This window comes from Staphylococcus sp. GDY8P131P (assembly GCF_017891975.1).
GTDB classification, from domain to species: domain Bacteria; phylum Bacillota; class Bacilli; order Staphylococcales; family Staphylococcaceae; genus Staphylococcus; species Staphylococcus nepalensis.
In genome coordinates, this window is record NZ_JAESKF010000006.1 from 104,991 (window position 1) to 129,964 (window position 24,974).

The 24,974-nt window shown below is 31.6% G+C and carries 27 protein-coding genes and 1 pseudogene; 10 read left to right on the plus strand and 18 right to left on the minus strand.

The window, feature by feature from the left end; translation table 11 throughout:
• Positions 1 to 267: 267 nt before the first annotated feature.
• The 4 genes from ybaK to norA form a co-directional block, all read right to left on the minus strand.
• Entirely contained in the window at positions 268 to 747 is a 480-nt protein-coding gene (gene ybaK / locus KA894_RS06075) for a Cys-tRNA(Pro) deacylase (RefSeq protein WP_103373443.1), read from the minus strand.
• Between the two features lie 78 nt (positions 748 to 825).
• The gene (gene galU, locus KA894_RS06080; protein WP_119488176.1) at positions 826 to 1,698 is read right to left on the minus strand and encodes a UTP--glucose-1-phosphate uridylyltransferase GalU; all 873 of its coding nucleotides are present in this window, start codon (positions 1,696 to 1,698) and stop codon (positions 826 to 828) included.
• Positions 1,699 to 1,868: 170 nt separating this feature from the next.
• Positions 1,869 to 2,600, minus strand: coding sequence for a hypothetical protein (locus KA894_RS06085; protein ID WP_096810736.1), 732 nt, complete (start codon positions 2,598 to 2,600; stop codon positions 1,869 to 1,871).
• A gap of 427 nt (positions 2,601 to 3,027) precedes the next feature.
• Positions 3,028 to 4,188, minus strand: a complete 1,161-nt coding sequence (gene norA, locus KA894_RS06090; RefSeq protein WP_096810737.1) for a multidrug efflux MFS transporter NorA — start codon at positions 4,186 to 4,188, stop codon at positions 3,028 to 3,030.
• A 206-nt stretch (positions 4,189 to 4,394) separates the two neighbouring features.
• On the opposite strand from norA, the gene KA894_RS06095 reads away from it, so the two are divergent.
• From KA894_RS06095 to KA894_RS14695, 3 genes are all read left to right on the plus strand, one after another.
• Positions 4,395 to 4,814: a PPC domain-containing DNA-binding protein gene (locus KA894_RS06095; protein ID WP_096810738.1), complete on the plus strand. Its 420-nt coding sequence runs from the start codon at positions 4,395 to 4,397 to the stop codon at positions 4,812 to 4,814.
• 484 nt (positions 4,815 to 5,298) lie between these two features.
• Entirely contained in the window at positions 5,299 to 5,916 is a 618-nt protein-coding gene (locus KA894_RS06100) for a DUF1361 domain-containing protein (protein WP_096810739.1), read from the plus strand.
• Positions 5,913 to 6,188: a hypothetical protein gene (locus tag KA894_RS14695; RefSeq protein ID WP_096810740.1), complete on the plus strand. Its 276-nt coding sequence runs from the start codon at positions 5,913 to 5,915 to the stop codon at positions 6,186 to 6,188. The genes KA894_RS06100 and KA894_RS14695 overlap by 4 nt, the downstream gene beginning before the upstream one ends.
• Before the next feature lie 138 nt (positions 6,189 to 6,326).
• Here the strand turns inward: KA894_RS14695 and mdh are convergent, their stop codons facing one another.
• The 5 genes from mdh to KA894_RS06125 form a co-directional block, all read right to left on the minus strand.
• Entirely contained in the window at positions 6,327 to 7,265 is a 939-nt protein-coding gene (gene mdh, locus KA894_RS06105; protein WP_096810741.1) for a malate dehydrogenase, read from the minus strand.
• Between the two features lie 108 nt (positions 7,266 to 7,373).
• Positions 7,374 to 7,991, minus strand: a complete 618-nt coding sequence (locus KA894_RS06110; protein ID WP_096810742.1) for a DedA family protein — start codon at positions 7,989 to 7,991, stop codon at positions 7,374 to 7,376.
• Positions 7,992 to 8,032: 41 nt separating this feature from the next.
• Positions 8,033 to 8,332 carry a hypothetical protein gene (locus KA894_RS06115; RefSeq protein ID WP_096810743.1) on the minus strand — a complete coding sequence of 100 codons (300 nt, stop codon included), beginning with the start codon at positions 8,330 to 8,332 and terminating at the stop codon, positions 8,033 to 8,035.
• 25 nt (positions 8,333 to 8,357) lie between these two features.
• Entirely contained in the window at positions 8,358 to 9,266 is a 909-nt protein-coding gene (locus KA894_RS06120; RefSeq protein ID WP_096810744.1) for an aldo/keto reductase, read from the minus strand.
• A 38-nt stretch (positions 9,267 to 9,304) separates the two neighbouring features.
• Positions 9,305 to 10,231, minus strand: a complete 927-nt coding sequence (locus tag KA894_RS06125) for a CobW family GTP-binding protein (RefSeq protein ID WP_107644057.1) — start codon at positions 10,229 to 10,231, stop codon at positions 9,305 to 9,307.
• 225 nt (positions 10,232 to 10,456) lie between these two features.
• Between KA894_RS06125 and mgrA the strand changes: the two genes are divergently transcribed.
• Entirely contained in the window at positions 10,457 to 10,900 is a 444-nt protein-coding gene (gene mgrA / locus KA894_RS06130) for a global transcriptional regulator MgrA (protein WP_096810746.1), read from the plus strand.
• Between the two features lie 268 nt (positions 10,901 to 11,168).
• Here mgrA and cydC read toward each other — a convergent pair whose 3' ends face one another.
• On the minus strand, positions 11,169 to 12,845 hold the full coding sequence (gene cydC / locus KA894_RS06135; protein WP_103372723.1) for a thiol reductant ABC exporter subunit CydC: 1,677 nt from the start codon (positions 12,843 to 12,845) through the stop codon (positions 11,169 to 11,171).
• Positions 12,845 to 14,470, minus strand: a complete 1,626-nt coding sequence (locus KA894_RS06140) for an ABC transporter ATP-binding protein/permease (RefSeq protein WP_096810748.1) — start codon at positions 14,468 to 14,470, stop codon at positions 12,845 to 12,847. The genes cydC and KA894_RS06140 overlap by 1 nt, the downstream gene beginning before the upstream one ends.
• Before the next feature lie 380 nt (positions 14,471 to 14,850).
• Here KA894_RS06140 and KA894_RS06145 point away from each other — a divergent pair, with 380 nt between their 5' ends.
• From KA894_RS06145 to KA894_RS06160, 4 genes are all read left to right on the plus strand, one after another.
• Positions 14,851 to 15,726: an undecaprenyl-diphosphate phosphatase gene (locus tag KA894_RS06145; RefSeq protein ID WP_096810749.1), complete on the plus strand. Its 876-nt coding sequence runs from the start codon at positions 14,851 to 14,853 to the stop codon at positions 15,724 to 15,726.
• 186 nt (positions 15,727 to 15,912) lie between these two features.
• Positions 15,913 to 16,614, plus strand: a complete 702-nt coding sequence (locus tag KA894_RS06150; RefSeq protein ID WP_103373337.1) for a hypothetical protein — start codon at positions 15,913 to 15,915, stop codon at positions 16,612 to 16,614.
• A gap of 5 nt (positions 16,615 to 16,619) precedes the next feature.
• Positions 16,620 to 17,084, plus strand: a complete 465-nt coding sequence (locus KA894_RS06155) for a YaiI/YqxD family protein (protein WP_096810751.1) — start codon at positions 16,620 to 16,622, stop codon at positions 17,082 to 17,084.
• A 3-nt stretch (positions 17,085 to 17,087) separates the two neighbouring features.
• Positions 17,088 to 17,654: an LOG family protein gene (locus tag KA894_RS06160; protein ID WP_096810752.1), complete on the plus strand. Its 567-nt coding sequence runs from the start codon at positions 17,088 to 17,090 to the stop codon at positions 17,652 to 17,654.
• Between the two features lie 104 nt (positions 17,655 to 17,758).
• Here KA894_RS06160 and KA894_RS06165 read toward each other — a convergent pair whose 3' ends face one another.
• Entirely contained in the window at positions 17,759 to 18,379 is a 621-nt protein-coding gene (locus KA894_RS06165) for a LysE/ArgO family amino acid transporter (protein WP_119488127.1), read from the minus strand.
• Between the two features lie 320 nt (positions 18,380 to 18,699).
• Between KA894_RS06165 and KA894_RS06170 the strand changes: the two are divergent.
• Positions 18,700 to 20,129, plus strand: a pseudogene (locus tag KA894_RS06170) (aminotransferase-like domain-containing protein).
• Between the two features lie 73 nt (positions 20,130 to 20,202).
• Here the strand turns inward: KA894_RS06170 and KA894_RS06175 are convergent.
• The 4 genes from KA894_RS06175 to KA894_RS06190 all read right to left on the minus strand — a co-directional run bounded on the left by KA894_RS06175 (position 20,203) and on the right by KA894_RS06190 (position 22,134).
• Complete coding sequence (locus tag KA894_RS06175; RefSeq protein ID WP_096810755.1) at positions 20,203 to 20,772, minus strand: GNAT family N-acetyltransferase; 570 nt, start codon at positions 20,770 to 20,772, stop codon at positions 20,203 to 20,205.
• A gap of 94 nt (positions 20,773 to 20,866) precedes the next feature.
• Positions 20,867 to 21,163, minus strand: coding sequence for a hypothetical protein (locus tag KA894_RS06180; RefSeq protein ID WP_096810756.1), 297 nt, complete (start codon positions 21,161 to 21,163; stop codon positions 20,867 to 20,869).
• Between the two features lie 245 nt (positions 21,164 to 21,408).
• A complete protein-coding gene (locus tag KA894_RS06185) occupies positions 21,409 to 21,621 on the minus strand; it encodes an SA0632 family lipoprotein (RefSeq protein ID WP_096810757.1) in 213 nt (70 codons plus the stop codon).
• Positions 21,622 to 21,663: 42 nt separating this feature from the next.
• Positions 21,664 to 22,134, minus strand: a complete 471-nt coding sequence (locus KA894_RS06190; protein ID WP_096810758.1) for a GNAT family N-acetyltransferase — start codon at positions 22,132 to 22,134, stop codon at positions 21,664 to 21,666.
• A 97-nt stretch (positions 22,135 to 22,231) separates the two neighbouring features.
• On the opposite strand from KA894_RS06190, the gene KA894_RS06195 reads away from it, so the two are divergent.
• Positions 22,232 to 22,915, plus strand: a complete 684-nt coding sequence (locus KA894_RS06195) for a DUF1129 family protein (RefSeq protein WP_115342529.1) — start codon at positions 22,232 to 22,234, stop codon at positions 22,913 to 22,915.
• Positions 22,916 to 23,054: 139 nt separating this feature from the next.
• Here the strand turns inward: KA894_RS06195 and KA894_RS06200 are convergent, their stop codons facing one another.
• Positions 23,055 to 24,218 carry an MFS transporter gene (locus KA894_RS06200; protein ID WP_096810759.1) on the minus strand — a complete coding sequence of 388 codons (1,164 nt, stop codon included), beginning with the start codon at positions 24,216 to 24,218 and terminating at the stop codon, positions 23,055 to 23,057.
• A gap of 265 nt (positions 24,219 to 24,483) precedes the next feature.
• Complete coding sequence (locus KA894_RS06205; protein ID WP_096810760.1) at positions 24,484 to 24,972, minus strand: DUF456 domain-containing protein; 489 nt, start codon at positions 24,970 to 24,972, stop codon at positions 24,484 to 24,486.
• Positions 24,973 to 24,974 lie beyond the last annotated feature (2 nt).

A 24,974-nucleotide genomic window follows, 5' to 3' on the forward strand; every position in this document is an offset into this window, starting at 1 on the left:
TCTTATTTCAATCATTTTTTATCAAAAACAGTCAAAAACAGTCAAAAAAAGGGTGCATATTTCATCATTTATATCTTTTTACATAAACCGTCCCTTTTTTTATTAAATGAAATGTAAATCATATACAAAATTGGTAATAAAACGCATTAAGCTTTAGCGATTAACATATGAGGCAAAATATGAGGTTAAGTATTTTATTTGTGCGCATAAAAAATCACGAAATGGCAAGTTTACCGTTTCGTGATGATACATTTTATACTACTTTTTTTAATTATGAATAACTTCTGTTACTTTAGCATGAGTGGTATCAATTAAATCATCTACTGCCATTTCAATTTGCACACCGCGTTCCCCACCGCTAACATAAATTGAATTTAAGAACGTTGCTTGTTGGTCAATCACTGTTAGGAATTGTCTTTTCATGCCTATTGGTGAACAACCGCCTCTAATATATCCTGTCACTTTCTTCAAGTCATCTAGCGGCATTAAATGTAATTTCTTTTCGTTTACAGCATAAGCTGCTGCTTTCATATCTAACGTAGCATTTACAGGAATAACAAAAACAAAGTGATCATGGTTACTATTTTCTAAAACAAGCGTCTTATATACAAACTTATCTTCGATGCCTACTTTATTTGCTACCTCAGTACCGTCCATATGTTGATCTGTAACTTCATAAGTATTCACATTATAATTGGTTTTTTGACGATCTAATATGCGCATTGCGTTGGTCTTCTTTTGCTTCATTTCTACACCTCGTAACACTTCAAGATGTGCGATGTTTAACAAATAAATTATTATCTCCACCGCTTAAATGTTTATAACTTAATCATCCAAATTCAGTTGTTTAATAAAACGTGTTAATGCTTCGTTCATTTCTTTATCTTTTAAAGCAAATTCTATTGTTGTTTTAACAAAACCTAGCTTCTCTCCCACATCATAACGATTACCTTCAAAATCATACGCGTATACTTGGCTATCTTTATTTAGTCTTTCAATTGCATCAGTGAGTTGAATTTCACCACCGGCGCCCTTGTCTTGGTTCGCCAAATAATCAAAAATATCAGGTGTTAATACGTAACGTCCCATAATCGCTAAATTAGAAGGTGCAGTGCCTTGTTTGGGCTTTTCAACAAATTGATTTACTTCGTATCTTCGACCTGTTTTTTCTAACGGATCAATAATACCATATCGATGCGTTTCATTTTCATCTACCTCTTGAACTCCGATGACAGACTTACCAGTTTCTTCATAGGTATTCATTAATTGTTTAATAGCCGGATTTTCAGACTCTACAATATCGTCACCTAATAGTACCGCAAAAGGATCGTTTCCAATAAATTGGCGAGCTGAATAAATAGCATGCCCTAGTCCTTTTTGCTCTTTTTGTCTAACATAAAAAATATTAGCTAACTCTGTAGAATAATTCACTTTTTCTAATAAATCTGTTTTTTCTTTTTCTTGTAATATCATTTCCAATTCTTTTTGATTATCAAAATGATCTTCAATTGCACGTTTATGTTTTCCAGTTACGATAATAATATCTTCAATGCCAGCACGAGCGGCTTCTTCAACTATGTATTGAATCGTTGGCTTATCTAAGATTGGTAACATTTCTTTTGGCATAGCTTTAGTTGCTGGAAGAAATCTTGTACCTAACCCAGCTGCAGGTATAATTGCTTTTTTTATTTTTTTCAAAACATTCATCCTTTTCAATTCAAATTAGTTATTGTTATATATTTTTTTAGAATATAAAATGTCTTTAATGTTAATATAATCATACCATTGATACATTTAACTTTATACATTTTTCCAAAAATAAAAACATTCAACTTCAATAAAGTCAGGAAGCTGAATGTTTTTATTTATCACTTATTCAAAGCAGGTTGACGTATGACATCGCCTACTTTATTTACAGTAACTTTATACTCTTTGTTAGCAGTCGAATTATAAAATGTATAAGACATACCTTGTTTAGACGCTTGGACTTGTTTCAAAGTAGCATAGTTACCTAGTGCATCTTTTGCATATTTTTGTGCTATGACTTCTGATTCATGTGGTGAAATACGTGGTTTATTTAAATCCGGGTTATCTTGAACGCGATAGCTGTTATCAAATATTCTTGCATGGTTATTTTGGTCTACAGTAACTCTATAATATGTATTTGGTTTTTTCTGATTTTTAAATGTAAATACATAGTAAAATGCTCCTTGACATGTACGATCTATCCCGTAATCATTATATTTATTTTCAGAATGGTTATCATCATTCACAATAGTTTGAGCTTTACTTAAAGCTGCTGTAAACTGAGGCAAATTAGTTTCCCCAGAGGTTTTATCTTTCAAATGATGTGTCGCTGATGATGCAATTGGTACATGATTTTTTGCATTATATGGCTTTTCTTTTTTCTTTTCTCCCTTTGCATCTGAGTGAGCGTTGTTATCTTTCGTTTTGGATTGAATCGCTTTATTTGTTTCAGAGTAACTCGAGATTGTCTCATGTACTTTAGCAAGTGCTTGCTGGTTAGTAACTAATACCAATAAAAATATGAAACAACACGAAAGCAGAAAAGCCAATATCGCCAATAGTAAATTTTTCAAGTTTATCCCCTTAATTCATTCTCTCTTTATTAATAACAATTTCATATTAGCACATATATTTAACAAAAAACTTATATAGACCGCAATTTAAAACAATTGTAACTTCTGTAACATAAATATTATATGTGCAATTAATCTTAAACATACGTGTCATATTTAGTGCTGTTTTCTAACAAGGGAATTTGTATTAATTAAAGAGACAAACACGTCAATCATATTTGTCTATCACATATAAGAAGAAGCGGATAGCCATCTTTTTTTAAAGACTGCTGCCCGCTCCCTCTTTACGTTATCAATACCACACAATTTCAAATAAATTGTAATTATCATTTTAAAAGATATTTCCAACTCTTATTTAAATACTTTTAGACTGACCCATACATTTTATTCGTTATCAAAAACTTTCACAATGTTAAGTTATATCCAGTTAAGACTTTTTTGTCCTCTTTTGAATTATTTTTTCAACAAATATTACTATCATACCTATAAACATTACTAATATTGCCATATATAATGGAAATTCAAAGTTCACATCATATAAACTACCCGCGACTAAAGGACCGATGAAATTTCCCATACTTGTAAATGTAGAGTTTAGCCCACCAGCAAATCCTTGTCGGTTGCCAGCTATATTAGAAAAATAATTTGTAATAGCTGGTCGAATCATATCAAAACCTATAAATACAACAAAGCTAATGACCATAATTGACCAGTAACTATGCATCAATGTCAATGCGAGTAATATTATAGCAGAATAAAGCAAAGCATACGTAATAAATGTAAGCTCTTCAAAATATTTCATAAACTTATCAAAGAAAAACACTTGGAAGAGTGCCCCAAAGATACCTCCACCTGTAATTGCAAGTGAAATATCTATAGGTGAATAATGTGCCTTGTCCGCTGTATATAATGGGAATAACGTTTCAAACGCTGACAAACCAAACGCTAATACGAGCGTCAAAATGACCGGAGTAAGAAACACTTTCCAATTTATTTTAGAAAGTAATTCCGGTTGATATTGAGTAAAGCCATCTTGTGTCTCATGTTTAGGATTTTTAATTAATGTAACTGATAATATGAGTGCAATCACACCACTTGTACCTGCTACATAGAATGGTAATCTATGTGAAAATTCAGCTAGTAAACCACCTAGACCAGGACCTAAAATGAAACCAGAATTAATAATGGCTGACATATAACCAAAATTCTTTGCTTTGTCTTTTCCTAAAGAAATATCTGCAATCATACCAGTAACCCCTGGCATAACCATACCAGCACTGAAACCACCTAAAATTCTGGAAACGATTAATAGTGGAAATGTGTAACTCGCTGCAAATAAAAATTCTGAAATAGCAAAAAGTGCGAGACCGATACAAATAATTAATTTTTTCCCTAATTTATCTGCAAGCGTACCACCAAAAGGCGAAATAATCATTTGCGCTAGTGCGAAAACCGCAACAAGAATACCTAAGTCACTACCTTTTAAACCTAAATCCTTTAAATATACTGGTAGTACTGGTACAACCAAACCTATACCTAAAAAGACTAAAAATATATTAAAATATAAAATATAAAATTGTTTGTTCACGCTTTTCACTCCATTCTTTCGTAGATTTTAAATTGTTTTTGTTTTACGTTATCTTATTCGAGGAATGCATAATATTAGAACATTCTATAACATTTTCTAATAGAAACACAATAGAAAAATTCAACTTCATAAACAATATTATACATCTTATAAATAATTATTTGTATAATGTAATTAAAGTTAATCATTTGAATGGAGGTTTCAAAATGGTATATCAAGTTGATGGCAAAACAATTGTATTAGTGTTAGAACAAGGGGAAGATATTGTCGACGCAGTGACGGATATTGCGCGTGAACAAAATGGTAAGTTTGGCACAGTGAGTGGCGTAGGTGCCTGTGATGATGTAGAATTAAATTTCTATAATTTAGAAACTAAGTCATATGAGAAAAAAGAAATTAAAGCGCCTTTAGAGTTAATTAGCTTGTTAGGTAATATTTCTCATATAGACGAAAAGCCATTCGCGCATTTACATGCAACATTTGGCACCGATAAATATGAAACTTTAAGTGGTCATTTAACAAAAGCAGTCGTTTCTGCCACGGCAGAAATTGTTATTACAATGACAAATCTCGATATCAATCGTAAACACGATGAACATATCGGTTTGAATTTACTAGATTTATAGCTGTTTGTGCATTAAGAGGTAAAAAAACTATTCTCGTTTATACAAACATCACTATATAAATATTTATGACAAATTAGCACTTCATAAGGCTTCAAAAATACATCTATTTAGTAGTTTTAGCAATATAGTCATCCTATGCAAAGGGAGTAATCATAAGAAACCAAACTAAATGCTTTGCTTTCTGATTCACTCCTTTTCATTATAACCGTTTTCATTACATATAGACTATGTTTATAATTGAAATTTATCAGGTGAACTTGTATTATAAATATCCATATTCAAAATTTTGTGTTCATATTCCCTTGAGCAATGCGCTTTTATGGGAATTTTTGTTTTCATATGGTTTGTAACATTGACTATAAAAGGCTTAAACGCTCATATGGTATAAGTGGTGAATATCTGAACAAACAACAAATTCTGGTTATAAAACTAGATTATTACCCTATTCCACTTATATAAATTTAAAAAGAAAGTAGGTGTAAGTATGGCCCCCCGTTACATTGCTAGGACAGTATTCCTAATATTAATGATTATTTCTATTTTCTTTAATCATTTTTATCAATTTATGACATTGAATCTTTTTCTAGCATATATACCGTTTGAACTGTGCTTACTTTTAAATTTATTTAAACCTAAATATAAATATGAATGGCCATTATTCATTGTCTTTATACTCATATTTTTATTCATGGTTCCTAATACGTTGTACATGGTGACAGATTTAATACATTTAAATCAATTTACTTTCAATTTTTACCAAGGTTTAGTCATCGTTGAATGGATGTATTTTACATTTCTAATTTCAGGCGTGTTGCTTGCATTATATTTATTAATTTTAATGTTTATAGAAATAGAGCACTTTACTAGTGCTCATTGGTTTAACAGAATATTAATATTAATCATGATGATGCTCAATGGTTTTGGTATATACATCGGACGTTTTTTACGTTTACACTCTGTTTACCTTATCAACGAACCTCTTAGGATATTTAGAGAAGTAACAAATAACTTAAACCTCGATGCTTTACTTTTTATAACATTACTCGTATTACTACAAATATTGATTTATGCGTTTGCGAAAGGAGTACGAAGTGCAAAATGACCATCAATCTTTTAATATTAATTATTGTACTCATCGTATTTCAGTTAATCATTGGGCATTTACTTCATGACATAGGGTTTTCCTATACTAAAAGTATTTTGCTCATGTGTTTGCCATTGGGCGTAGGTTTATTTTATCTACAATTGTTTTACTACGAACGCCGTCACCCTAATTGGCATGTCTCTATTCAAGAAAAACTGAAGTTAAAATATATGTATATCTTCACTTTCTTTGAATATGTTGCTGTATATATATGTATTTTCAGAATGTAATTAGAGACAATTGAAAAAATAATATAAACTAAACCCCGCAGAAATGTTTATTCATCATTCTGTGGGGTTTTATATGAACGGAATATCAATCTTTTTAATGCTTCACTAACCCATTAACCATTGATCCGATTGCTAAACTTATACATTTTTAAGAGACTGTTTTACTTCTTGTACAGCATTTGCAGAAGTTTGTAACTGGTTTTGTTCTTCATCTGAAAGTGTCAGCTCTAGTACATGCTCTATACCATTTTTTCCTAATATTGCAGGGACACCCAAACAAATATCTGAAAAACCATATTCACCATTTAAAAGTGCAATGGTTGGTAGTAAACGCTGTTGGTCTTTTAAAATAGCTTCCAACATGCTATATACCGCTGAGGCAGGTGCATAATATGCTGAACCTGTGCCTAGTAATTCGACAATTTCAGCACCACCTTTTCGAGTGCGTTCGACAATCTCATTAATCACACTTTCATCTAAAAGGTCAGTCAATGGAACGCCATTAACATTTGTAGCTTTTACAAGTGGAACCATCGTGTCTCCATGCCCACCCAATACTAAACCTTTAATATCTTTAACGGACACACTTAAAGCTTGTGCAATAAATGTTTGATATCTTGCAGTATCTAGAACGCCAGACTGCCCTATTACACGATTTTTAGAAAACCCTGATGTTTTCAAAACTGTATACGTCATCGCATCAACTGGGTTTGTAAGAACCACAATTTTACAGTCAGGCGCATATTTAATAATTTCTGTTGTGACTTCTTCCATTACTTTTTCATTAATTTTGACTAAATCATCTCTACTCATCCCGGGTTTACGTGGTACCCCCGCAGTAATAACAACGATGTCAGAATCTTTTATATCCGAATAAGCTACTGATCCAAATACATTTACATCAAAACCATAAATAGGACTACTTTCTAGTATATCTAAAGCTTTACCTTTGACTTGCCCTTCATTCTTAGGCTGATCAATCAATACTACATCTGCTAATTCACGTTCGGCAATAAGAAACGCTAACGTTGAGCCCGTATTGCCGGCGCCTATAATTGAAATTTTTCGCTTTGTCATAATGTCATCCCTTTCAGCATTCGATTTATACATCATTATAACATCTAGCACGTGGAATAATTACACAATAAGAGTCAAAAGGTGCATTCAATTTCTTTGAGCTTATCATTACTTTTTCTTATATTTTCTTTGACGCTTTACCCATTTCCAAATAATAAAAATAATCAAAATAATAAGTACAATATAAATAATTTTAGAATAAATATCCATGTAATGCACGATTGCTTTCCAGTTACTGCCAACAGTTTGTCCTAAATAGATTAATACTACATTCCAAATCAACGTACCAATAGTAGTAAATAATAAAAATAATGGCATATTCATACGCGTTAAGCCTGCTGGTATTGAAATCAAACTTCTTAAAAGGGGGACGAAACGACAGAAAAATATAGTCCAATAACCGTATTGTTCAAACCACTGAATTGTTTTATCCAAGTCACTTTCTTTTACGCGTATTACTTTGCCATAACGGGCTACAATTTTATATAAATTGCGTTCACCTATCCAAGCACCGATACCATAGAGTGCAATAGCCCCAACAACGGATCCCACTGTAGATGTTAACGCGACACCAACAAAACCTAAGTTAGCTTGTGTGGTCATAAAACCACCAAAGGTTAATATAACTTCTGATGGTATAGGCGGAAAGATATTCTCCAAAAATATCAGAAATGCAATCCCCCAATAGCCATATTGCTCCATAAAATGTGTAATCCATTGCTCCATGTATTGCCTCCTGATTATTTAGTTCATGTACTTTTTTGGTACTACAGTAAATTGTTTGCTTTAGCGTATAAATACATTGTCATTCCAAATAATGCTAGAGATAGTAGCGTTAATATGACAGCTAAAACCATTACGCGTTTATAATGTTTAATAAATGCAACAAATAATATCCCTCCATTATATAGGAAAAACAAACCAAATAATGTCATCATTACATTAATATCGGGGTAGATAATGTTTAATAAAGCAATTATCAACGCGAATCCTAAAAATGGGAAATTAATAAAATTGCGTTGAAATTTAAACTGATTTCTATAATGTTGTTCGTTTTGATTGTTCATCATTTACGCTCCTTCTATTTTAAAACTAAGGAATATCATGACCTAAAGAAGCTGTATAAATATCAAACCATTCTTGATCAGTCAACGATAATTCCATACCTTGTAATGCTTCATCGACACGGTGAATTTTTTGCGTTCCAAACACAGGCATAATAGATGCTGGATGCTTATTTAACCAGGCCATAATAATTGCCGTTGTTGTAACTTGGTATTTTTGTGCTAACGGAGAAATCACCGCTGTGATTCTTGCCGTTTTTTCATCTTCTAAATCAAATAACTTTCCTCCAGCTAATGGACTCCATGACATCATTTTAACATCATCTTTATACATGTGATTAATTGTTCCATCTTCAATTGCGTCTAATGTATAAGGTGAAACTTCTAATTGATTTAAAGTAATATGCAATTTGTCACAAACTAAACATTTACTCAATAAATCATATTGTGATTTATTGAAATTAGATACACCAAATGATTTAATTTTCCCTTCTTTCACTAAAATTTTAACGGCTTCTGTTATTTCATGAGGATCCATTAATGGGGAAGGTCTATGAATAAGCACAGCATCTAATTGTTCTATTTGTAATTGCTTAAGCGAGCGCTCGACAGATTGTATGATATGCTTTTTGCTGTGGTCATATCGATGACCATCTGCTTGTTCTATTTTATTTGAAGGCAATATAATGCCACATTTAGATACGATCTCAAGATGATTTCGTAAATTGGGTGATAATTTGAGCGCTTCTCCAAAAATTCCTTCACAAGTATAATTGCCATATATATCTGCATGGTCCATCGTCGTTATACCACGTTCGACCAATTCATTAATATAGCGATTTAACTGTTGTGGCGTCCACTGCCAATCTTTCGCTCTCCAAAAACCTTGTATTACATTTGAAAATGATACATGCTGGTTAATCTTTACTCTATCCATAATAAATCAAACCCCTTTCTTTATTTCATTGATGTAAATTATGTGAATTGAAGCATATCCAATTGATTCCGTAACTTATTCTCGTCTAATTGCTCACCAATAATAACTAGCGTGAGTGGCAATGCTTCATCTACAATTTGATAATCAGGCAAACCAAATGCATATTGAAACTCATAAATATCATTAGGCATATCTCTAAACTTTACATATCCCTTTAATCTTAGAACATTATCTGGTAAGCGTAAAATAAATTGATAAAACAGCTGCCTATTAATCGGACCAGAAAAATGATAATTTACACTATTTATACCATGATGATGTGCATGAGTGCTAGCTTTAACACCACTATTGTCTGAAGTTATATGAATATTATCCATACTTAAATTCGCGTATGTGGTAAAGTACTTAGAAGCGGTAGGGTTAATTTCATTTACTGCCATATCCATTACCTGTTTATTATGGTCAATAAGATCCATTTTATTCATAACAATCGCATGACACACAGCTAATTGCTCTTCCATTAACTGTATTGTATGCTTTGTATATTGGCCACGATTTAAGAATCTAGGCCCGTCTACTAAGCCTATCACCGTTGGTGGACTGACTTGTTCAACAATTTCTGGGTCTTGGCATGCTGCAATAATATCAATCGGATGTGCCAAACCTGTAGCTTCAATTATTATATGGCGCGTTGCACTTTTGCTAAGAAAATGTTTTAATTGTTTTATTAAATCTAGTTGCAAATCACAGCATACGCAACCATTTAATATGGACACAACCTCAATATCATTGCTTATTGCATGGCTATCAATATCTAAATTACCGTATTCATTTACGATAACTGCTGGGTTTTCATTGTTTTTTTGTAAATATTTTATATATTTGCTTAAGAACGTGGTTTTGCCACTTCCTAAAAACCCTGTGATGACTGTAATTGATGTTTTTTGATTTTTAATATTTTTCATATACTCACTCATTTCGTAATTAAAAATGTTTGCGTAAAACCTTAATTATTCTTATAATTAATCTTTCACTTGATAAAATATTGATTTTCTTCTAAACTTTATACATACTTTATTTTAGCATGGCACAGTGCGAAAGTATGTTTGAGGAAGTGTTACACAACATTAGACGGATTCAAATCCGAAACAGAAGGAAGAAAACGGATAGAATGTCTGGAGGAGAACTTTATGTCTGAACCACTTAATTTAAAGGATCAACTATGTTTTAGTTTGTATAACGCTCAAAGACAAGTAAATCGCTACTACTCAAATAATGTCTTTAAAAAATACAAGCTAACATATCCACAGTTTTTAGTTTTAACAATCTTATGGGCTGAATCACCTGTTAACGTGAAAAAAGTCGTTACTGAATTAGCGCTTGATACAGGCACTGTATCACCATTACTGAAAAGAATGGAGCAAGTTGATTTAATCAAACGTGAACGTTCTGAAGTCGATCAACGTGAAGTATTTATTCACTTAACAGATAAAAGTGAAGCAATCCGTCCTGAATTGGATACTGCATGTCAAGATGTAGCAATTGCATCTTCACTAAGCTCAGAAGAAAACAAAGAACTAAACCGATTACTTTCTAAAGTAATTAACGCCTTTACAGAAGAAAAAGCAAAATAACGCTAAGTATTAAATGTTTAGGTTGAACTACCTCAAATTGGATAATCTAAATATATTTGATTGATGATAAGGTGTACAGGACAGCAATGCATTTTGAAAAAGAAGCATTGCTTACTGTCTCGCCAAGACATTGGTGGATTGCATTAGAACTACTTGGTATAAGTTAGTTTATTTTTAGACTGATTCACCAAATACCAATATCAGATTAAGAGGCTGAGACGTTTAATAATGTCTCAGCCTCTTCTTTAGTATCTATTAAAGTTTAAATTTACAATTGATTTATCGTTACCATTTGATATAAATAACCTTTGTTTGCTAATAGTGATTGATAATCACCATATTCAATGATTTCACCATCGACCATAACTGCTATTTTATCAAATTTTGGTAATAATCTTAAGTCATGAGTTGCAACAATTAAGGTTTGTGCTTGTTTATGAATTTCTTCCATTACAAGGTTCGTATGATAAATATCTAAAGCTGTCGTTGGCTCATCAAGGATCCATATAGGCGCTTCCTTCAACAGTAATCTTGCAATACCTAGCCGTTGAATTTCTCCACCTGATAATGTATTACCAGAAAGCGTAATATTTCTATCTAAGTCTATATGCGTCAATCCTAATATATCGAAAACTTCTTTTATTACCTCATCCTCTTCATCTGTAAATAAGTTATCACGTACTTTACCATCAAATAATTGTTGTGTCTGTAATAATGCGTTAATGGCATCATATTTATTTGAATCTAAAATGTTTGTGACATCTTGTTGATTTATTAAAATAGCTCCATTATCACTTTGATAAAGACCTAACATCAATTGTAACAATGTACTCTTTCCTGAACCTGAAGGTCCAATAACTGCGACATGTTCACCTTCATGAATATTTAATTGAACTGCTTGCAAAGTATATGTGGATTGGTTCCAATATTTAAAGTTAACATTTTGAACTTCTAATAAAGGTTTATTGCTAGTAGCAGTTAACTCTAATTGCTCGTCCCCTTGTTTCATTGGATGTGCGATAACTTCATTTATATTACTTAAAGCTTCATCTGTGTCTGCCTTGTAATATGCAACATTGCTCATAGGTATAGCTTGTTCAAATAGTGTCAGCATCATTAGCACAATGCTTGTCAAATAGACAACATCTAATTGGTGATTTTGCACTTGTATTACACCCAAAGATAAAGTAGCAAATAAAGCAATCATTGATACTACATTCAAACTAAATTCATACAAAGATAAAAACCGTTGCTCTTTTGCTTGAGCTTGTTCATATTTACCTAATTGGTTTAAAACCCTTTGTTCATACAAAGCCGTTTGTTGGAAACGCTCTAATTCTTCATATCCTTCTTTATAGTCATAAAATTGATTTAAAAACTGACCTTGTACGTGGTTAACCCGTTTTTTTAGTGTTTGCGCTTTTTTAGCACTTAGCCAAGGTATCAATACCAACGTTATTAACATACTTAAAAATATGATTATTGCATGAACATAAGAAAAATAAAATGTTACAATCATTGCAATCAACGCAGTTAAACCTATAACGACCGGCGGGTAATAGACTCTTAGATAAATGTTTTGCAGTGATTCTACACTACCTACCATACGACCAAGAAGATCGCTTGAATTAAACTTTCTATAAACATCTGGTACAACAGGTATAATCCGTTTAAAAAATTGTACTCTGACATTTCTAAGCATAGTAAATGTTGTTTTATGCGATAATAGACGTTCAATATATCTTGCAACAGCTCTTAAAAATCCAAAGAATTTGACAGTTACGATTAATATCATTAATGCAAATAGTGGTGCACCGAGCGCACTTTGGGTTACCATATAACCGCTTAAGAAAAACATACCGAGTGCAGTTAAACTACCTAATACGCCAACAATAATAGATAATATTAAATCTTTATCTAGCTTAAATTGAATACGTGGTCTCATCACATGTCACCACCTTTATATTCATTTTCGTTTGTTACTTTGTTAGATTCAACCGTACCTTGATTAATTACAATACGTCTATCTGCATTTTTAATTGTATTCTCTCTATGAGCTATCGTAATAATAGTAGTATTTTTAAATTTTCTACTGATTGCTGATTGTATGATTTGTTCTGTTTGCACGTCTAACCCTGTTGCTGGCTCATCAAAAATCAATACATCAGGTCGCATTAATAACAGTCTTGAGAGTTCGATTCTTCTCATTTGTCCGCCTGATAGCATTTCTCCTCCCTCGCCAATCCAGGTATCTATACCGTCTTTTAAAATATTAACTTGTTGTTTTAAGTCAACATCTTCAAGGACTGCAAATATCTGATTATCATCTATCTCTTGAAACATCGTCATATTATCACGAATGGACGCATTAAAAATATATGGGCTCTGACTTAAAAATCCAATTTTCAATTGTTTTTTCTGATAAGTAACAGACCCAGTTTGCTGTATAAAATGTTGCGCGATTACTTGGGCTAAAGTAGACTTGCCTGCACCACTTTGACCAATTAATGCAATATGCTCTCCATTATAAATATTTAAATTGATATGCTTCAATGCCCGATGTTTCGCACCTTCATATTGATAGTCCACATTCTCAAGTTGAATTAAAGGCGTTTGCTGTATATTGGTCGGCACTTCGCGTTTGTTAATTGTTTCTTGTCGATCTAATAAATCAAACACAACGTCGCTTGAGCCTTCACTCTGCTTTCCTGTATGAAAAGATTGACCTAAATCTTTGATTGCATTATAAAATTCTGGAGCTAGAATAATGGCGATAGCTGCAGTTTTAAAGTCTATATTGTGAAATAAAATTAACCCTAACCCTGCTTCTAACGCGACAAGACCAATACCTAACATACTAATAAATTCCAACATTAAACCCGATAAAAATGCACTTTTTAAAATACGCATTGTTAAATCTCGAAATGTTGTACTTTCTTCGTATAAAGCTTGTTCGGTAGTCTTTGTTTTATTAAATAGTTTTAATGTGATAAGTCCTTTTATTTTATTTAAAAATTGTTGACTAAATTGATTTAAATAAGTCATTTTGTCTTTCGACTCATCGCGTGTTTTTAGTCCAAAAATGATATAAAATAATGGGATAAATGGCGCTGTTACAATCATAATTAACGCTGTATTCAAATGAATAAAACACATGGCGATAATGATAAATAAAGGAATCATCATTGATTTGAATACTTGTGGAAAATAACTATTAAAAAATGGTACGATGCCATCGATATTTTCTGTCAGTGTATTAATTTGAACACCGATTGGATCTGAAGATTTATTTAAAATCAATTGACGGCGCAAATCATATTTTACTCGTGTAGACATACGATCGCCTATCATTTGATTCATTGTATTAAATGTCGCTCTTGCTAATAAAATAATTAATGTTATCAGTAGTAAAATTAACAAATCTTGATGCGTATTACTTAACATTGCATTTAAAATTTCTGCTATAGCAATATTTTGAATAACTACAGTAATAGCTAATAATGCACTGATTACAAACATTAAAATAGGATAAGTTTTATATTTTACCGCTAAATTTGTTAATCTTTTCACAATTATCACCTAGTTCATATTATATAGGGATTATACAAAAATTAAATCAATTCGCTCATTGATTTATGTATTTTTATGAATGTAATTCATACTTTTGTCATAATTATAATTTTATTATTAAAACCTAAATTACATTCATGTAAACCATTCTTTTTTGACAATCCTATTTAGTTTTTGGATTATAGTAGATAATTCTATGTTTTTCTTGCTTTATTAAGACATTTAAACGCATAAACATTAAGCTAATCTAAAAATTTTTATTTTCTCTCGGCCTTTAGTCCAAATTCATATATATCTGTAGCACATTACATTTTTAATGTGCTATTATTATAAAATGAAAATAAATAAATTATAATCCATAATACGAAAGTAGGTTAATTATGATATTGATTGAATTAATAAAAGGTATCATTTTAGGGATTGTTGAAGGCTTAACTGAGTTTGCACCGGTGTCTTCGACTGGTCACATGATTCTTATAGATGATATGTGGCTCAAATCAACTCAATTTTTAGGTTCAGAATCCGCATTCACCTTTAAAATTGTCATTCAACTAGGATCCGTTTTCGCAGGAGCTTGGGTATTCCGTGAACGTTACTTTGAAATGTTACATATAGGAAAATATAGAGGTGAGCCTATCGACGGTATAGGCCAAAAACCAAAACGTCTAAACTTGTTACATATTATCGTTGGTATGATTCCAGCAGGCATTTTAGGTTTATTGTTCGATGATGTTATTGAAAAATATTTATTTAGCGTCCCAACAGTTATGGTTGGACTATTTGTTGGAGCAATTTATATGATTATTGCCGATGTGTATAGTAAAAGAGTAGCTCACCCTAAAACGGTTGACCAAATAAACTATTTCCAAGCTTTTGTGATAGGTTTATCTCAAGCCATTGCTATGTGGCCAGGTTTTAGTAGATCAGGATCTACAATTTCTACAGGCGTTTTAATGAAAATGAATCATAAATCAGCTTCCGATTTTACGTTTATTATGGCAGTACCTGTGATGTTAGCCGCTAGTGGATTATCTTTATTCAAAAACTTTGAATATATACAATTAGATCACTTTGGTTTTTACTTATTAGGCTTTATTACAGCCTTTATTGTTGGTTTAATTGCAATCAAAACGTTCTTATTCTTGATTAGTAAAATAAAACTCATTCCATTTGCTATCTATAGAATTATTTTGGTTATTATTATTGCTATTCTATACTTTGGCTTTGGTATAGGACAAGGTATTTCTGGTCAATAAAATGAGATTAAATACCAATTAATACTTGAAAAACTATTGAAATTCACCAAAAATTTCAATAGTTTTTTTAATATTTCCCTTTAATAATCCAAGCAATAAATCCTTGAAAGACCGTATATTTACCGTTTATTTTCATGTATCATAGGGTAATAAGTAGATAGTATAAAATTATTGGAGGCAACGAGTATGGACAAAAAGCAATTAATCAGAACAATCATCACAGTAGCACCTGTGTTTTTAGTACCGTTAATCGTTGAACGTAAACGTATTAAGGATCACCCTGATGTTAAAAAAGCAAGTGATGCAACTGCTAAAGCTTCAAAAACAGTAGCAAACAAATCTGTTCAAATTAAAGATACAGTGGTAGACAAATCTGCTAATGCTAAAGATTACGTAATTGATAAAAAACACAATATTGAACAAAAACGTGAATTAAAACGTATTGCTAAAGAACATGATCCTGCCTATATTGAGAAAAAAGGCGAAAAACTTGAAAAAGAAAACCGCAAAGAAGCAGATAAAATGAATAAGACGCTTCAAAAAAATATAGATAAACGTCATAAAGAAGAAGATAAATCACGTCAAGAAAACGAAAAACAACGCATCCATTCAATGAAAAAATCTAACAAACATATGGAAAAAGTTGGCATGACACCAGGAAAACTTGACGAAGAAACTGAGAAAAAAGGCGAAAAATTAGAAAAAGAAAATCGCAAAGAAGCAGACAAAATGAATAAAAAGCTCCAAAAAAATATAGACAAACGTCATAAAGAAGAAGACAAAGCTCGTGAAAAAAATAAAAAAGCGCGTTTAGCTGAATTCAAAAAATATAAAGATTATGTTGCTAAAAGTATTGTTAAACAGAACGATGAAGAAAAAGGTAAATAAACATTATGGCTCAAATCATAATTGACGGAGATGCTTGTCCTGTTACCAATTCAGTAATTGAATTGACTAAAGGGACAAGCATCTTTGTTACCGTCGTTCGTAGCTTTAGTCACTTTTCTACCACTATACAACCTGACCATGTCAATATTATTTACGTTGATGATGGACCAGATGCTGTCGATTATAAGATTGTTAAGCTGGTCCAACCAAATGATATTGTAATTACACAAGATTATGGTCTTGCAAGTTTATTACTAAATAAAGCCAAATTAGTAATGCATCATAAAGGTTTTATTTATAATCAACATAATATCAATACATTACTTGAACAACGACATGCGAGTGCACAATTTCGAAAAAGTGGCGGTCGTACTAAAGGACCGTCTGCTTTCACATCAGAAGATGTCGCTTTATTTGAACAAAGATTTTTGTCTATTATAAATGAATCATCATTATTTACGGAGGAATGACATATGAAAAAAATTGCTGTTTATTGCGGTGCAAGCAAAGGTAAAGATGCTTCTTATATGAAAGAAGCATATCATTTAGGTCGTTATATGGCTGAGAATGGTTATGAACTCATATTTGGCGCAGGTTCAGTGGGAATCATGGGTGCTATTCAAGACGGTGTATTAGACTATGGCGGTTCAGCCATTGGTGTCATGCCGAATATGTTAAATGAACGTGAAATCACCAGTACAAGATTAAGTGAACTTATTTTAGTTGATTCTATGCATGAAAGAAAAAATAAAATGGCTGAATTAGCAGATGCATTTGTTATGGCACCAGGTGGCGCAGGGTCTTTAGAAGAGTTTTTTGAAATGTATAGTTGGGCACAAATAGGTATTCATCAAAAACCGATTGCTGTATTTAATATCAATGGTTTTTTCGAACCTTTACAATCGTTAATTAATCATATGATTCAAGAAGGCTTTATAGACGAAAAATACAAAACACTTGCCCCACTTTGTGACAGCCCGAAAGAATTGTTTGACTCCATTCATAACTATAAACCATTAGGTGTTAGAACATATGATTAAAAGTATAAAAATATGAATAAATCATAAATAGCACAAGATTCAAGATAATAGAGCGGGGTGACGAATTCTTTAAAATGTAGTCCTTCCCCGCTCTCTTTTTATAATTATCTAAATAATATATTCAACAATTGTTTTAATATGAGACATGCAACAATGATGATAATAATGGCTGAAATTTTATTTAATACTATGATGTATTTACCTGTTCTATCAACATGCCCTACAAATTTACCTGCAATTGCCAAAAATATAAACCAAATCCATGAAATAGTTACCGTTGCCACAGTAAACAACACTTTATCCGAACCTTCATATAACGCAGCATTGGTGCCAATAACGCCAATCGTATCCATTATCGCATGTGGATTTAATAATGATACAGATATTGCGAACCCTATTTGTTTTCGGGCTGTCATAGAGTAATAATGTTCAAGTGTTTGTGGCTGTTCTTTCCACAATGACCAAGCCATATAAATAAGAAATACAAAACCTATGCAATAAATGATAATTTGTAATACCGGTAAAGATAATAATATAACGGAGACGCCTAAAACAGCTAACACAATTAAAAATGTATCACATAGCCTCGCAGTTATAATGACTGGCATTGCCTTGATTAATCTTTTATGATTTGCTCCTTGATTAAATACAAATACATTTTGCGCACCTAAAGGTAAAATCAAACCAAAGGCTAAAATCAAACCATGAATTAATGGTTGAATCATCCTATCTTCCTTTCTCTTTGTAATAACACAACTTTCCAATATAAAATCATACCATCATCTTCAAAACACATTATTTAACCAACCAATTTATTTACATCTTTAAATCATATGTTGATATAATCTGTTCTCCCTTAACTCATGCTTAATGTTAGTATATTGCCTATAAGAAGTTATTTGTATACTACAAATTAGAATTAAATATTTGAGGTATATCTTCTAATCTATTCCTCTATATTAAGTATGATACAATAATTTCAAATTGATTTTATCAACCAGCTACAAACTAAAAAACCCACCAATCATTCAAAGGAGAAGTTTTAATGTTCATGCCAAAATACAAGCGAATTATTGATGATATATTATTAAAAATACATGACGGCGATTTAGAAGTAGGGATGAAACTCCCCTCTCAAAGAAATTTAGCTAATCACTACGGCGTCAATCGTTCAACTGTTATTCAATCATTAGAAATATTGCAAAGTTATGGTGTTTTAGAAAGTAAAGAACGTGATGGTTTATATGTGTCGAATAGTAAATGGAATACTTACATTAATCACAATATGAATTGGCATGAATATATTCACAATAGCAGCTCAAAGAACAATCAATACTTTATACAAAGAATCAATGAATTAGAGTTTGATGAAAGTTTATTACGTTTAAGTACAGGAGAACTTAGTCCAGATTTAATTCCAAACGAAAAATTTCGAAATATCTTTTCCAAGAATCTGACAACGCCTCTCAATACAAATTATGAACACCCTTTAGGGAATTTAAATTTAAGAAGCGCTATTGTAGATTACGTAAAAAAAGAGGTATTCAATGCAGTGAGGATAATATTTGTGTTATTTCTGGAGCATTGCAAGGGTTAAAACTTATTGCTGATGGACTGCTAATACCGCATTCAAAGATTATTATAGAAACGCCTTCATATATAAATTCAGTGCACACGTGGCATAATATTCGAGCAGACCTTAAATTTCTACCAATTTCTAAGATTAAACAACAAATTAATAATATTTTTAATGTTAACACTCAAAATCAAAATAATATCTTCTATTGTATACCAACTTTACATAACCCTACGCAAAATTCATATACACAGGCAGAAAAGTATAAGCTAATTCAACAATGTAAACAGGCACATATACCAATTGTCGAAGATGATGTATATGGTGATTTGTGGTTTGAGCATCAACGCCCTCAACCTTTAAAATCTTTAGAAGATAGCGATAATATATTATACATCAGTAGTCTATCTAAAACAGTTAGCCCGGGCCTAAGAGTAGTATGGATTATAGGCAAGCCATCTGTTGTGATGCATTTAGCAGATTTAAAAATGCAAAATGATTATGGCGCAAGCTCATTATCACAATTTGTCGCTACTGAATGGTTAAAAAACCCTGCATACCATGAGCAACATTTAACACATCTAAATCGAGCGCTTTCAATACGACGTGATAAATTTTTAGACGCTTTAAATAAACATTTTCAAGCACTTGGTACCTGGACTGTCCCCCAAGGATCTTATTATATTTGGTTCAAATTAAATGTACCGTTGAACATGAAATTACTGTTTGATTCAGCTATTCGTCACCATATTTTAATCAACCCTGGTGAAATATACGATAAAAACGCGCGAGATTATATTCGTTTTTCTTATTCTTATATAAATATTGAAGACATTGATTTTGCATTAGGCACCTTGAGTAAACTAATCAAAAACCAAATTTGTAATAAAACAAATTAAATATCTAACAAAATTTGCATAATAATTAAAAAGAGGGTTAACTGATTATAACCACCAATCAGTTAACCCTTTTTTAAAGGTCTTGTTCTTTATTTTGCTTTTTTGTTAAATCTTTAAAATATCTCACGTGCCTTTTAAGTGGATGATATTTACTTAGTTCTGGGTATTCAAAATAGTCATATCGTTCCATACCTATTTTTTCCATTACTTTACGCGAAGCAGCATTGCTTTCAGAAGTAAATGCATAAACTTCGTTAATGCCCTGTTGTTTGGCGTATGTTAGCACTGATTCTGCACCTTCAGTAGCCAAACCATTTCCCCATACTTCAGGTATCAAACGCCAACCAATTTCATAAAATGGTAATTCATCAAATGAATATTTACTTTCTTTAGGTACATAATTCAATCCGATAAAACCTAACCATCCATTTGTTTCTTTTAATTCAACAGCAAAAAGTCCAATACCATAATTTTTTATGATTTCATTCATTTTTTTCATATCATGTTCTGAACGTCTATAACTCAATAAACTTGGGAAATATCTACGCACTTGGTGGTTCGCATTCATCTGTTGAAACGGGAGTAAATCCTCCGCCTGCCAATCCCGTAATCTTAAACGCTCAGTTTCTATATAAACGGTCATATGTTACACCTCTAAACTGAAAAATAAATTTCTATAGAAAAGTAACGCGTTATGATTATCCTCATATCGCGCTACTACATGTATCAAGCGTTGCTTATGCTCTTGAAATATAACTAATTAACTCAACGTTCACAGCCACTTCTTTTAAACGACCACGTTCGCTTTTTGGCGCAGTGAATGTTGCGTCTATAAAATCATTTCTATGATTTAATTTGTAAGTAGCAACAAACGTATCAGTATCCGACTCAAAGTTAGGTAAATGTGCTATAACACGTTTAATCTCACCAGTTGAGTCTTTAATTTCTCTGCCTGTTATATGCTCAATTTCTCTACCTAATTCTGGTAGTGTAATAGAACGACCTTCCAATAAAATAAAATCTTTTTCATGCATTGTTATTCCCTCTCTCCTTATGAAAAATGCTTCTTTATAAACTTCGAATCATAAAGTCAAAATCAATAAATTAAAAATTGTCCCATTCATTAATCAGACTTTTAATTTTAAATGTACTTTTACAATTTTATTTATGCTCATTATGTTAATGATACCCATTATAACAATTAGTAAAACGATAATACAATCATTTCCTGGGAAATACAGTATTATTATTTTATAAACTGATTTAATTTAATTACAAATTATGTTTCAGCACTGATGTCTTTTTCTAAATTTTTAGATTTATCTTGAAGTTTGTCTTTTTCTTTTTCCAAATCTTTTTTCTGTTTTTCCAAATCTTTATTTTGTTTTTCTAATTTATCAATATCTTTCTCTAGCGATGCTTTTTCGTCATTTTGCCCGCACGCTGTAAATAATACAGTTGATGCAAGTATGAGTGCTAAACACTTTTTCATGTAAGAACTCCTTTTTAATGTCTTAATATTAATATAATTTTATCATTTTTCACTTTTATCTTCATTATTTATTGTTAATCTTTTACTCATTATCACCTTTTTTATATGATAACCTTGTTCTATATTGAGCCCTTGCATGATGCTATTATCGTTTGCTACTGTACTTTCAATCTCAACTGCACCTTTAGCATAAGCCCATAATTCAATCTCTTTTTTTAATGATTGGGCTATACCTTGATGACGATACGGTTTAGCAACATAAAGTATTTCTACAACGACTTTTTCTTGTTGTTTCAAATATCTGGCACAAATAAATGCAATTAATTGTGAATGCTCCCTTTCAATTAATACAATATCCGTTTCAGCTTTTAATCCACGTTCAATCATTTCTTTACGTAAAGCAACAGTGATCGTTGTCTTTTTATAATTTTCATATTGTTGCTCGAGTTCTTGTTCATGAATTTCAGCAATTTCACTTAGATATCGTTGTTCTGATAATTTTAATTGTTCCATAATGCCTCCTTTAAATCTGTTATTGATTTATATTACTATATTAGTCATAATTAGCTTTATCAATCTATTTCATATTAAGAAGGAATGTGAAGTGACAATGAAATCTACTGATAAATTAATGCGTGAAAATAATGTGAAAGCATTACGTTTAAATAATACTGATCGTGATACATTTGAAAATTATATGACATACGTAAGAGCCGATTTAAGTGTAAATCCACATGACTCTGAAAAAATGTTAAATCGTGTATTAAACCAATTGCTAGAAGCTGAAAAAGATGGTGCGCTAGCAATGGAATTTTTTGATCATGACCCTAAAACCCATGCTAAGAAAGAACTTAGACGTTTACCTAATGAAACAATAAGAAATATTTTCAAATATATTATAAGACATATTATGCTTTTTGTTGGTATCTTTTGTTTCCTTAAAGGTTTTGCAGGTTTTTTTATTGGTGCTAAACGGTTATATCTATATACCTTTCCAATCACATTATTTGTCGGTATTGCGATTATCTTTTTCTTTATTTGGATGTTGTTCAAAACCGTTCAAATACGTTGTTTTAGCACTTCACATTGGGCATGGTTTTTAACTTATCTAGTTCTTTTGCTATCTGTATGCGGGATATTTTACGTATTTTTCATACCCCAAACTTTTTTGGCCATAGGTCCTTATATACTCATTAATAATTGGACATTTATCATTATTTCGTTCATTTTCATTCCAACTTCACTTTATATCGATCATCACTTCACTAATAAAGATACGAATGCTTGTTTATAATCTAAATATTATAAACAAGCTATCATAAATTACCCTATAACAAAAACACCCCCTTCAAAGTTCTCACTTTTTAAGTGTCTACATTGAAGGGAGTGTTTAACATTAAATAATGCATGCACAATTTTTATAAATGTTTTAATTAAGACATTGTCATGCTTTCTTTCTTTTCTACTGCAACATTTATAAATAAGAATATAAGGCCTATAGCCGTTAAAATTGGCGCAACTAAGCTTAGTGATGCGACTGGTAAATTCGTTACTACGACGCCTCCAATAAATGCACCTAATGCGTTACCTAAATTAAATGCTGATTGATTGAGTGTGCTGGCAAGTGTCGGCGCGTCTTGAGAAATTAATGTACTCTTATATTGAAGTGAAGGACTCATACTGAAACCTATGAGGCCAAAGAAGAAAATACCTGCTACCATCAACAATCCATTCATTTGGACAAAGTATAGTAAGATGAAATATAAGATAAACACACTAAATATAATTTTTAGTGCTTTATTCAAATTCCAATCCGCAAGTTTCCCACCTACAATATTACCTAATGTGACGCCCACACCGAATATAATCAATAGATAAGAAATTAAGTTTTCTTGTACATGTGAAACATCAATTAATACAGTTGATATATAAGTAAAGTATGCAAATACACTACTAAATCCAAAAAGTGTAACTGCTAAAGTGAGCCACAAACGTTTTTCTTTTAATATTTTCAATTCATTTAAAACAGAGGATTTCACAGTTTCTTTTTGCATTGGCACAAATATAATAATACCAATTAATGCTAATGCACCTATGATAGAAATAATAATAAATGTCATTGGCCAACCGAAGTTTTGCCCTATTAATGTTCCAAATGGCACACCTAATATGTTACTCATACTTAACCCCATAAACATTAATGCCATCGCACTAGCGCGTTTTTCAGGCTTAACCATGCTTGCGGCTAATATTGAGCCTATACCAAAGAATGAACCATGAGCTAATGAAGTGATAATTCTACTTGTCATCATAAAACCATAACTTGGACTGAATGACGCTGCAAAATTACCGATAATAAATATGGTCATTAACGCTAATAATAAGTACTTTCTGTTCCATTTAATGGTTAACATCACAATGATAGGACCACCAATTGCAACGCCTAAAGCATAACCAGTGATCAGCTGCCCTGCTTGGCTAACACTAACGTCAAAGTCTCGAGCGATATTAGGCAACAACCCCATTATTACAAACTCTGTCATACCGATTGCAAAAGCACCGATTGCAAGCATCCATATGGCAATTGGATATTTCATTTAAGACACCCTTCCTATTTCCGTTTTTCACACATGTTTGTGATTATACTAAAGTAACCACAGCGAAAACAAGCGTATTGCTTAAAATTTTTCCAATACATTATATTAATGCGCTTACATAAATTACCTTTTTTATTTATTGCTATATAGCCACCTCTGAAGCTTCAAAAAAGCAATACAAAATAAAAAAACTAGTAATTATTTAAAAATCAAACCATAAACTTTATACATGTTTATGATTGAATATAACTACTAGCTTTTGGGTTTAATTGATTAATAAAGCATCGATAAAAAACCATATAACCATAATAACCATAATGATTGCTTGCGCAATAGAACTTGCTAAAAACGCTATAACTGAACCAAAACTTGCTTTTAACGCTTTCGACAAATTCGGCTCTTGTATTAACTCTACCGCTAATACGGCCACAAACGGAATAATAATTATTCCAAAAGGTGGAAAGACAAAACACCCTATTACCACACCGATTAATGCTGCATATTCACTTAATTTAGAACCGCCAAATTTGTTTACAAAATACTTATTCATAACAAAGTCCGCTATAATAATAAATACTGTAAACAAAATCATCGATACATAAAATACCCAAGATAAGTTTTGATTATCAAAACCAAATTGATAAATCAAAAAACCTATCCATAATATAAGTACTGAAGGAATAATCGGTTTAATAAGCCCGATGAACGCCAAAACAAATGACGCTATAATGAATAACCATAAAATAAATGTCATCA

Excerpts from the sequence above, each read along its gene's own strand:
- ybaK (WP_103373443.1), bottom strand. The coding sequence starts at position 747 with ATGAAGCAAAAGAAGACCAACGCAATGCGCATATTAGATCGTCAAAAA.
- KA894_RS06095 (WP_096810738.1), top strand. The coding sequence starts at position 4,395 with ATGGTATATCAAGTTGATGGCAAAACAATTGTATTAGTGTTAGAACAA.
- KA894_RS06100 (WP_096810739.1), top strand. The coding sequence starts at position 5,299 with ATGGCCCCCCGTTACATTGCTAGGACAGTATTCCTAATATTAATGATT.
- KA894_RS14695 (WP_096810740.1), top strand. The coding sequence starts at position 5,913 with ATGACCATCAATCTTTTAATATTAATTATTGTACTCATCGTATTTCAG.
- mdh (WP_096810741.1), bottom strand. The coding sequence starts at position 7,265 with ATGACAAAGCGAAAAATTTCAATTATAGGCGCCGGCAATACGGGCTCA.
- KA894_RS06110 (WP_096810742.1), bottom strand. The coding sequence starts at position 7,991 with ATGGAGCAATGGATTACACATTTTATGGAGCAATATGGCTATTGGGGG.
- KA894_RS06115 (WP_096810743.1), bottom strand. The coding sequence starts at position 8,332 with ATGAACAATCAAAACGAACAACATTATAGAAATCAGTTTAAATTTCAA.
- KA894_RS06120 (WP_096810744.1), bottom strand. The coding sequence starts at position 9,266 with ATGGATAGAGTAAAGATTAACCAGCATGTATCATTTTCAAATGTAATA.
- KA894_RS06125 (WP_107644057.1), bottom strand. The coding sequence starts at position 10,231 with ATGAAAAATATTAAAAATCAAAAAACATCAATTACAGTCATCACAGGG.
- mgrA (WP_096810746.1), top strand. The coding sequence starts at position 10,457 with ATGTCTGAACCACTTAATTTAAAGGATCAACTATGTTTTAGTTTGTAT.
- cydC (WP_103372723.1), bottom strand. The coding sequence starts at position 12,845 with ATGAGACCACGTATTCAATTTAAGCTAGATAAAGATTTAATATTATCT.
- KA894_RS06145 (WP_096810749.1), top strand. The coding sequence starts at position 14,851 with ATGATATTGATTGAATTAATAAAAGGTATCATTTTAGGGATTGTTGAA.
- KA894_RS06150 (WP_103373337.1), top strand. The coding sequence starts at position 15,913 with ATGGACAAAAAGCAATTAATCAGAACAATCATCACAGTAGCACCTGTG.
- KA894_RS06155 (WP_096810751.1), top strand. The coding sequence starts at position 16,620 with ATGGCTCAAATCATAATTGACGGAGATGCTTGTCCTGTTACCAATTCA.
- KA894_RS06160 (WP_096810752.1), top strand. The coding sequence starts at position 17,088 with ATGAAAAAAATTGCTGTTTATTGCGGTGCAAGCAAAGGTAAAGATGCT.
- KA894_RS06165 (WP_119488127.1), bottom strand. The coding sequence starts at position 18,379 with ATGATTCAACCATTAATTCATGGTTTGATTTTAGCCTTTGGTTTGATT.
- KA894_RS06175 (WP_096810755.1), bottom strand. The coding sequence starts at position 20,772 with ATGACCGTTTATATAGAAACTGAGCGTTTAAGATTACGGGATTGGCAG.
- KA894_RS06180 (WP_096810756.1), bottom strand. The coding sequence starts at position 21,163 with ATGCATGAAAAAGATTTTATTTTATTGGAAGGTCGTTCTATTACACTA.
- KA894_RS06185 (WP_096810757.1), bottom strand. The coding sequence starts at position 21,621 with ATGAAAAAGTGTTTAGCACTCATACTTGCATCAACTGTATTATTTACA.
- KA894_RS06190 (WP_096810758.1), bottom strand. The coding sequence starts at position 22,134 with ATGGAACAATTAAAATTATCAGAACAACGATATCTAAGTGAAATTGCT.
- KA894_RS06195 (WP_115342529.1), top strand. The coding sequence starts at position 22,232 with ATGAAATCTACTGATAAATTAATGCGTGAAAATAATGTGAAAGCATTA.
- KA894_RS06200 (WP_096810759.1), bottom strand. The coding sequence starts at position 24,218 with ATGAAATATCCAATTGCCATATGGATGCTTGCAATCGGTGCTTTTGCA.
- KA894_RS06205 (WP_096810760.1), bottom strand. The coding sequence starts at position 24,972 with ATGACATTTATTTTATGGTTATTCATTATAGCGTCATTTGTTTTGGCG.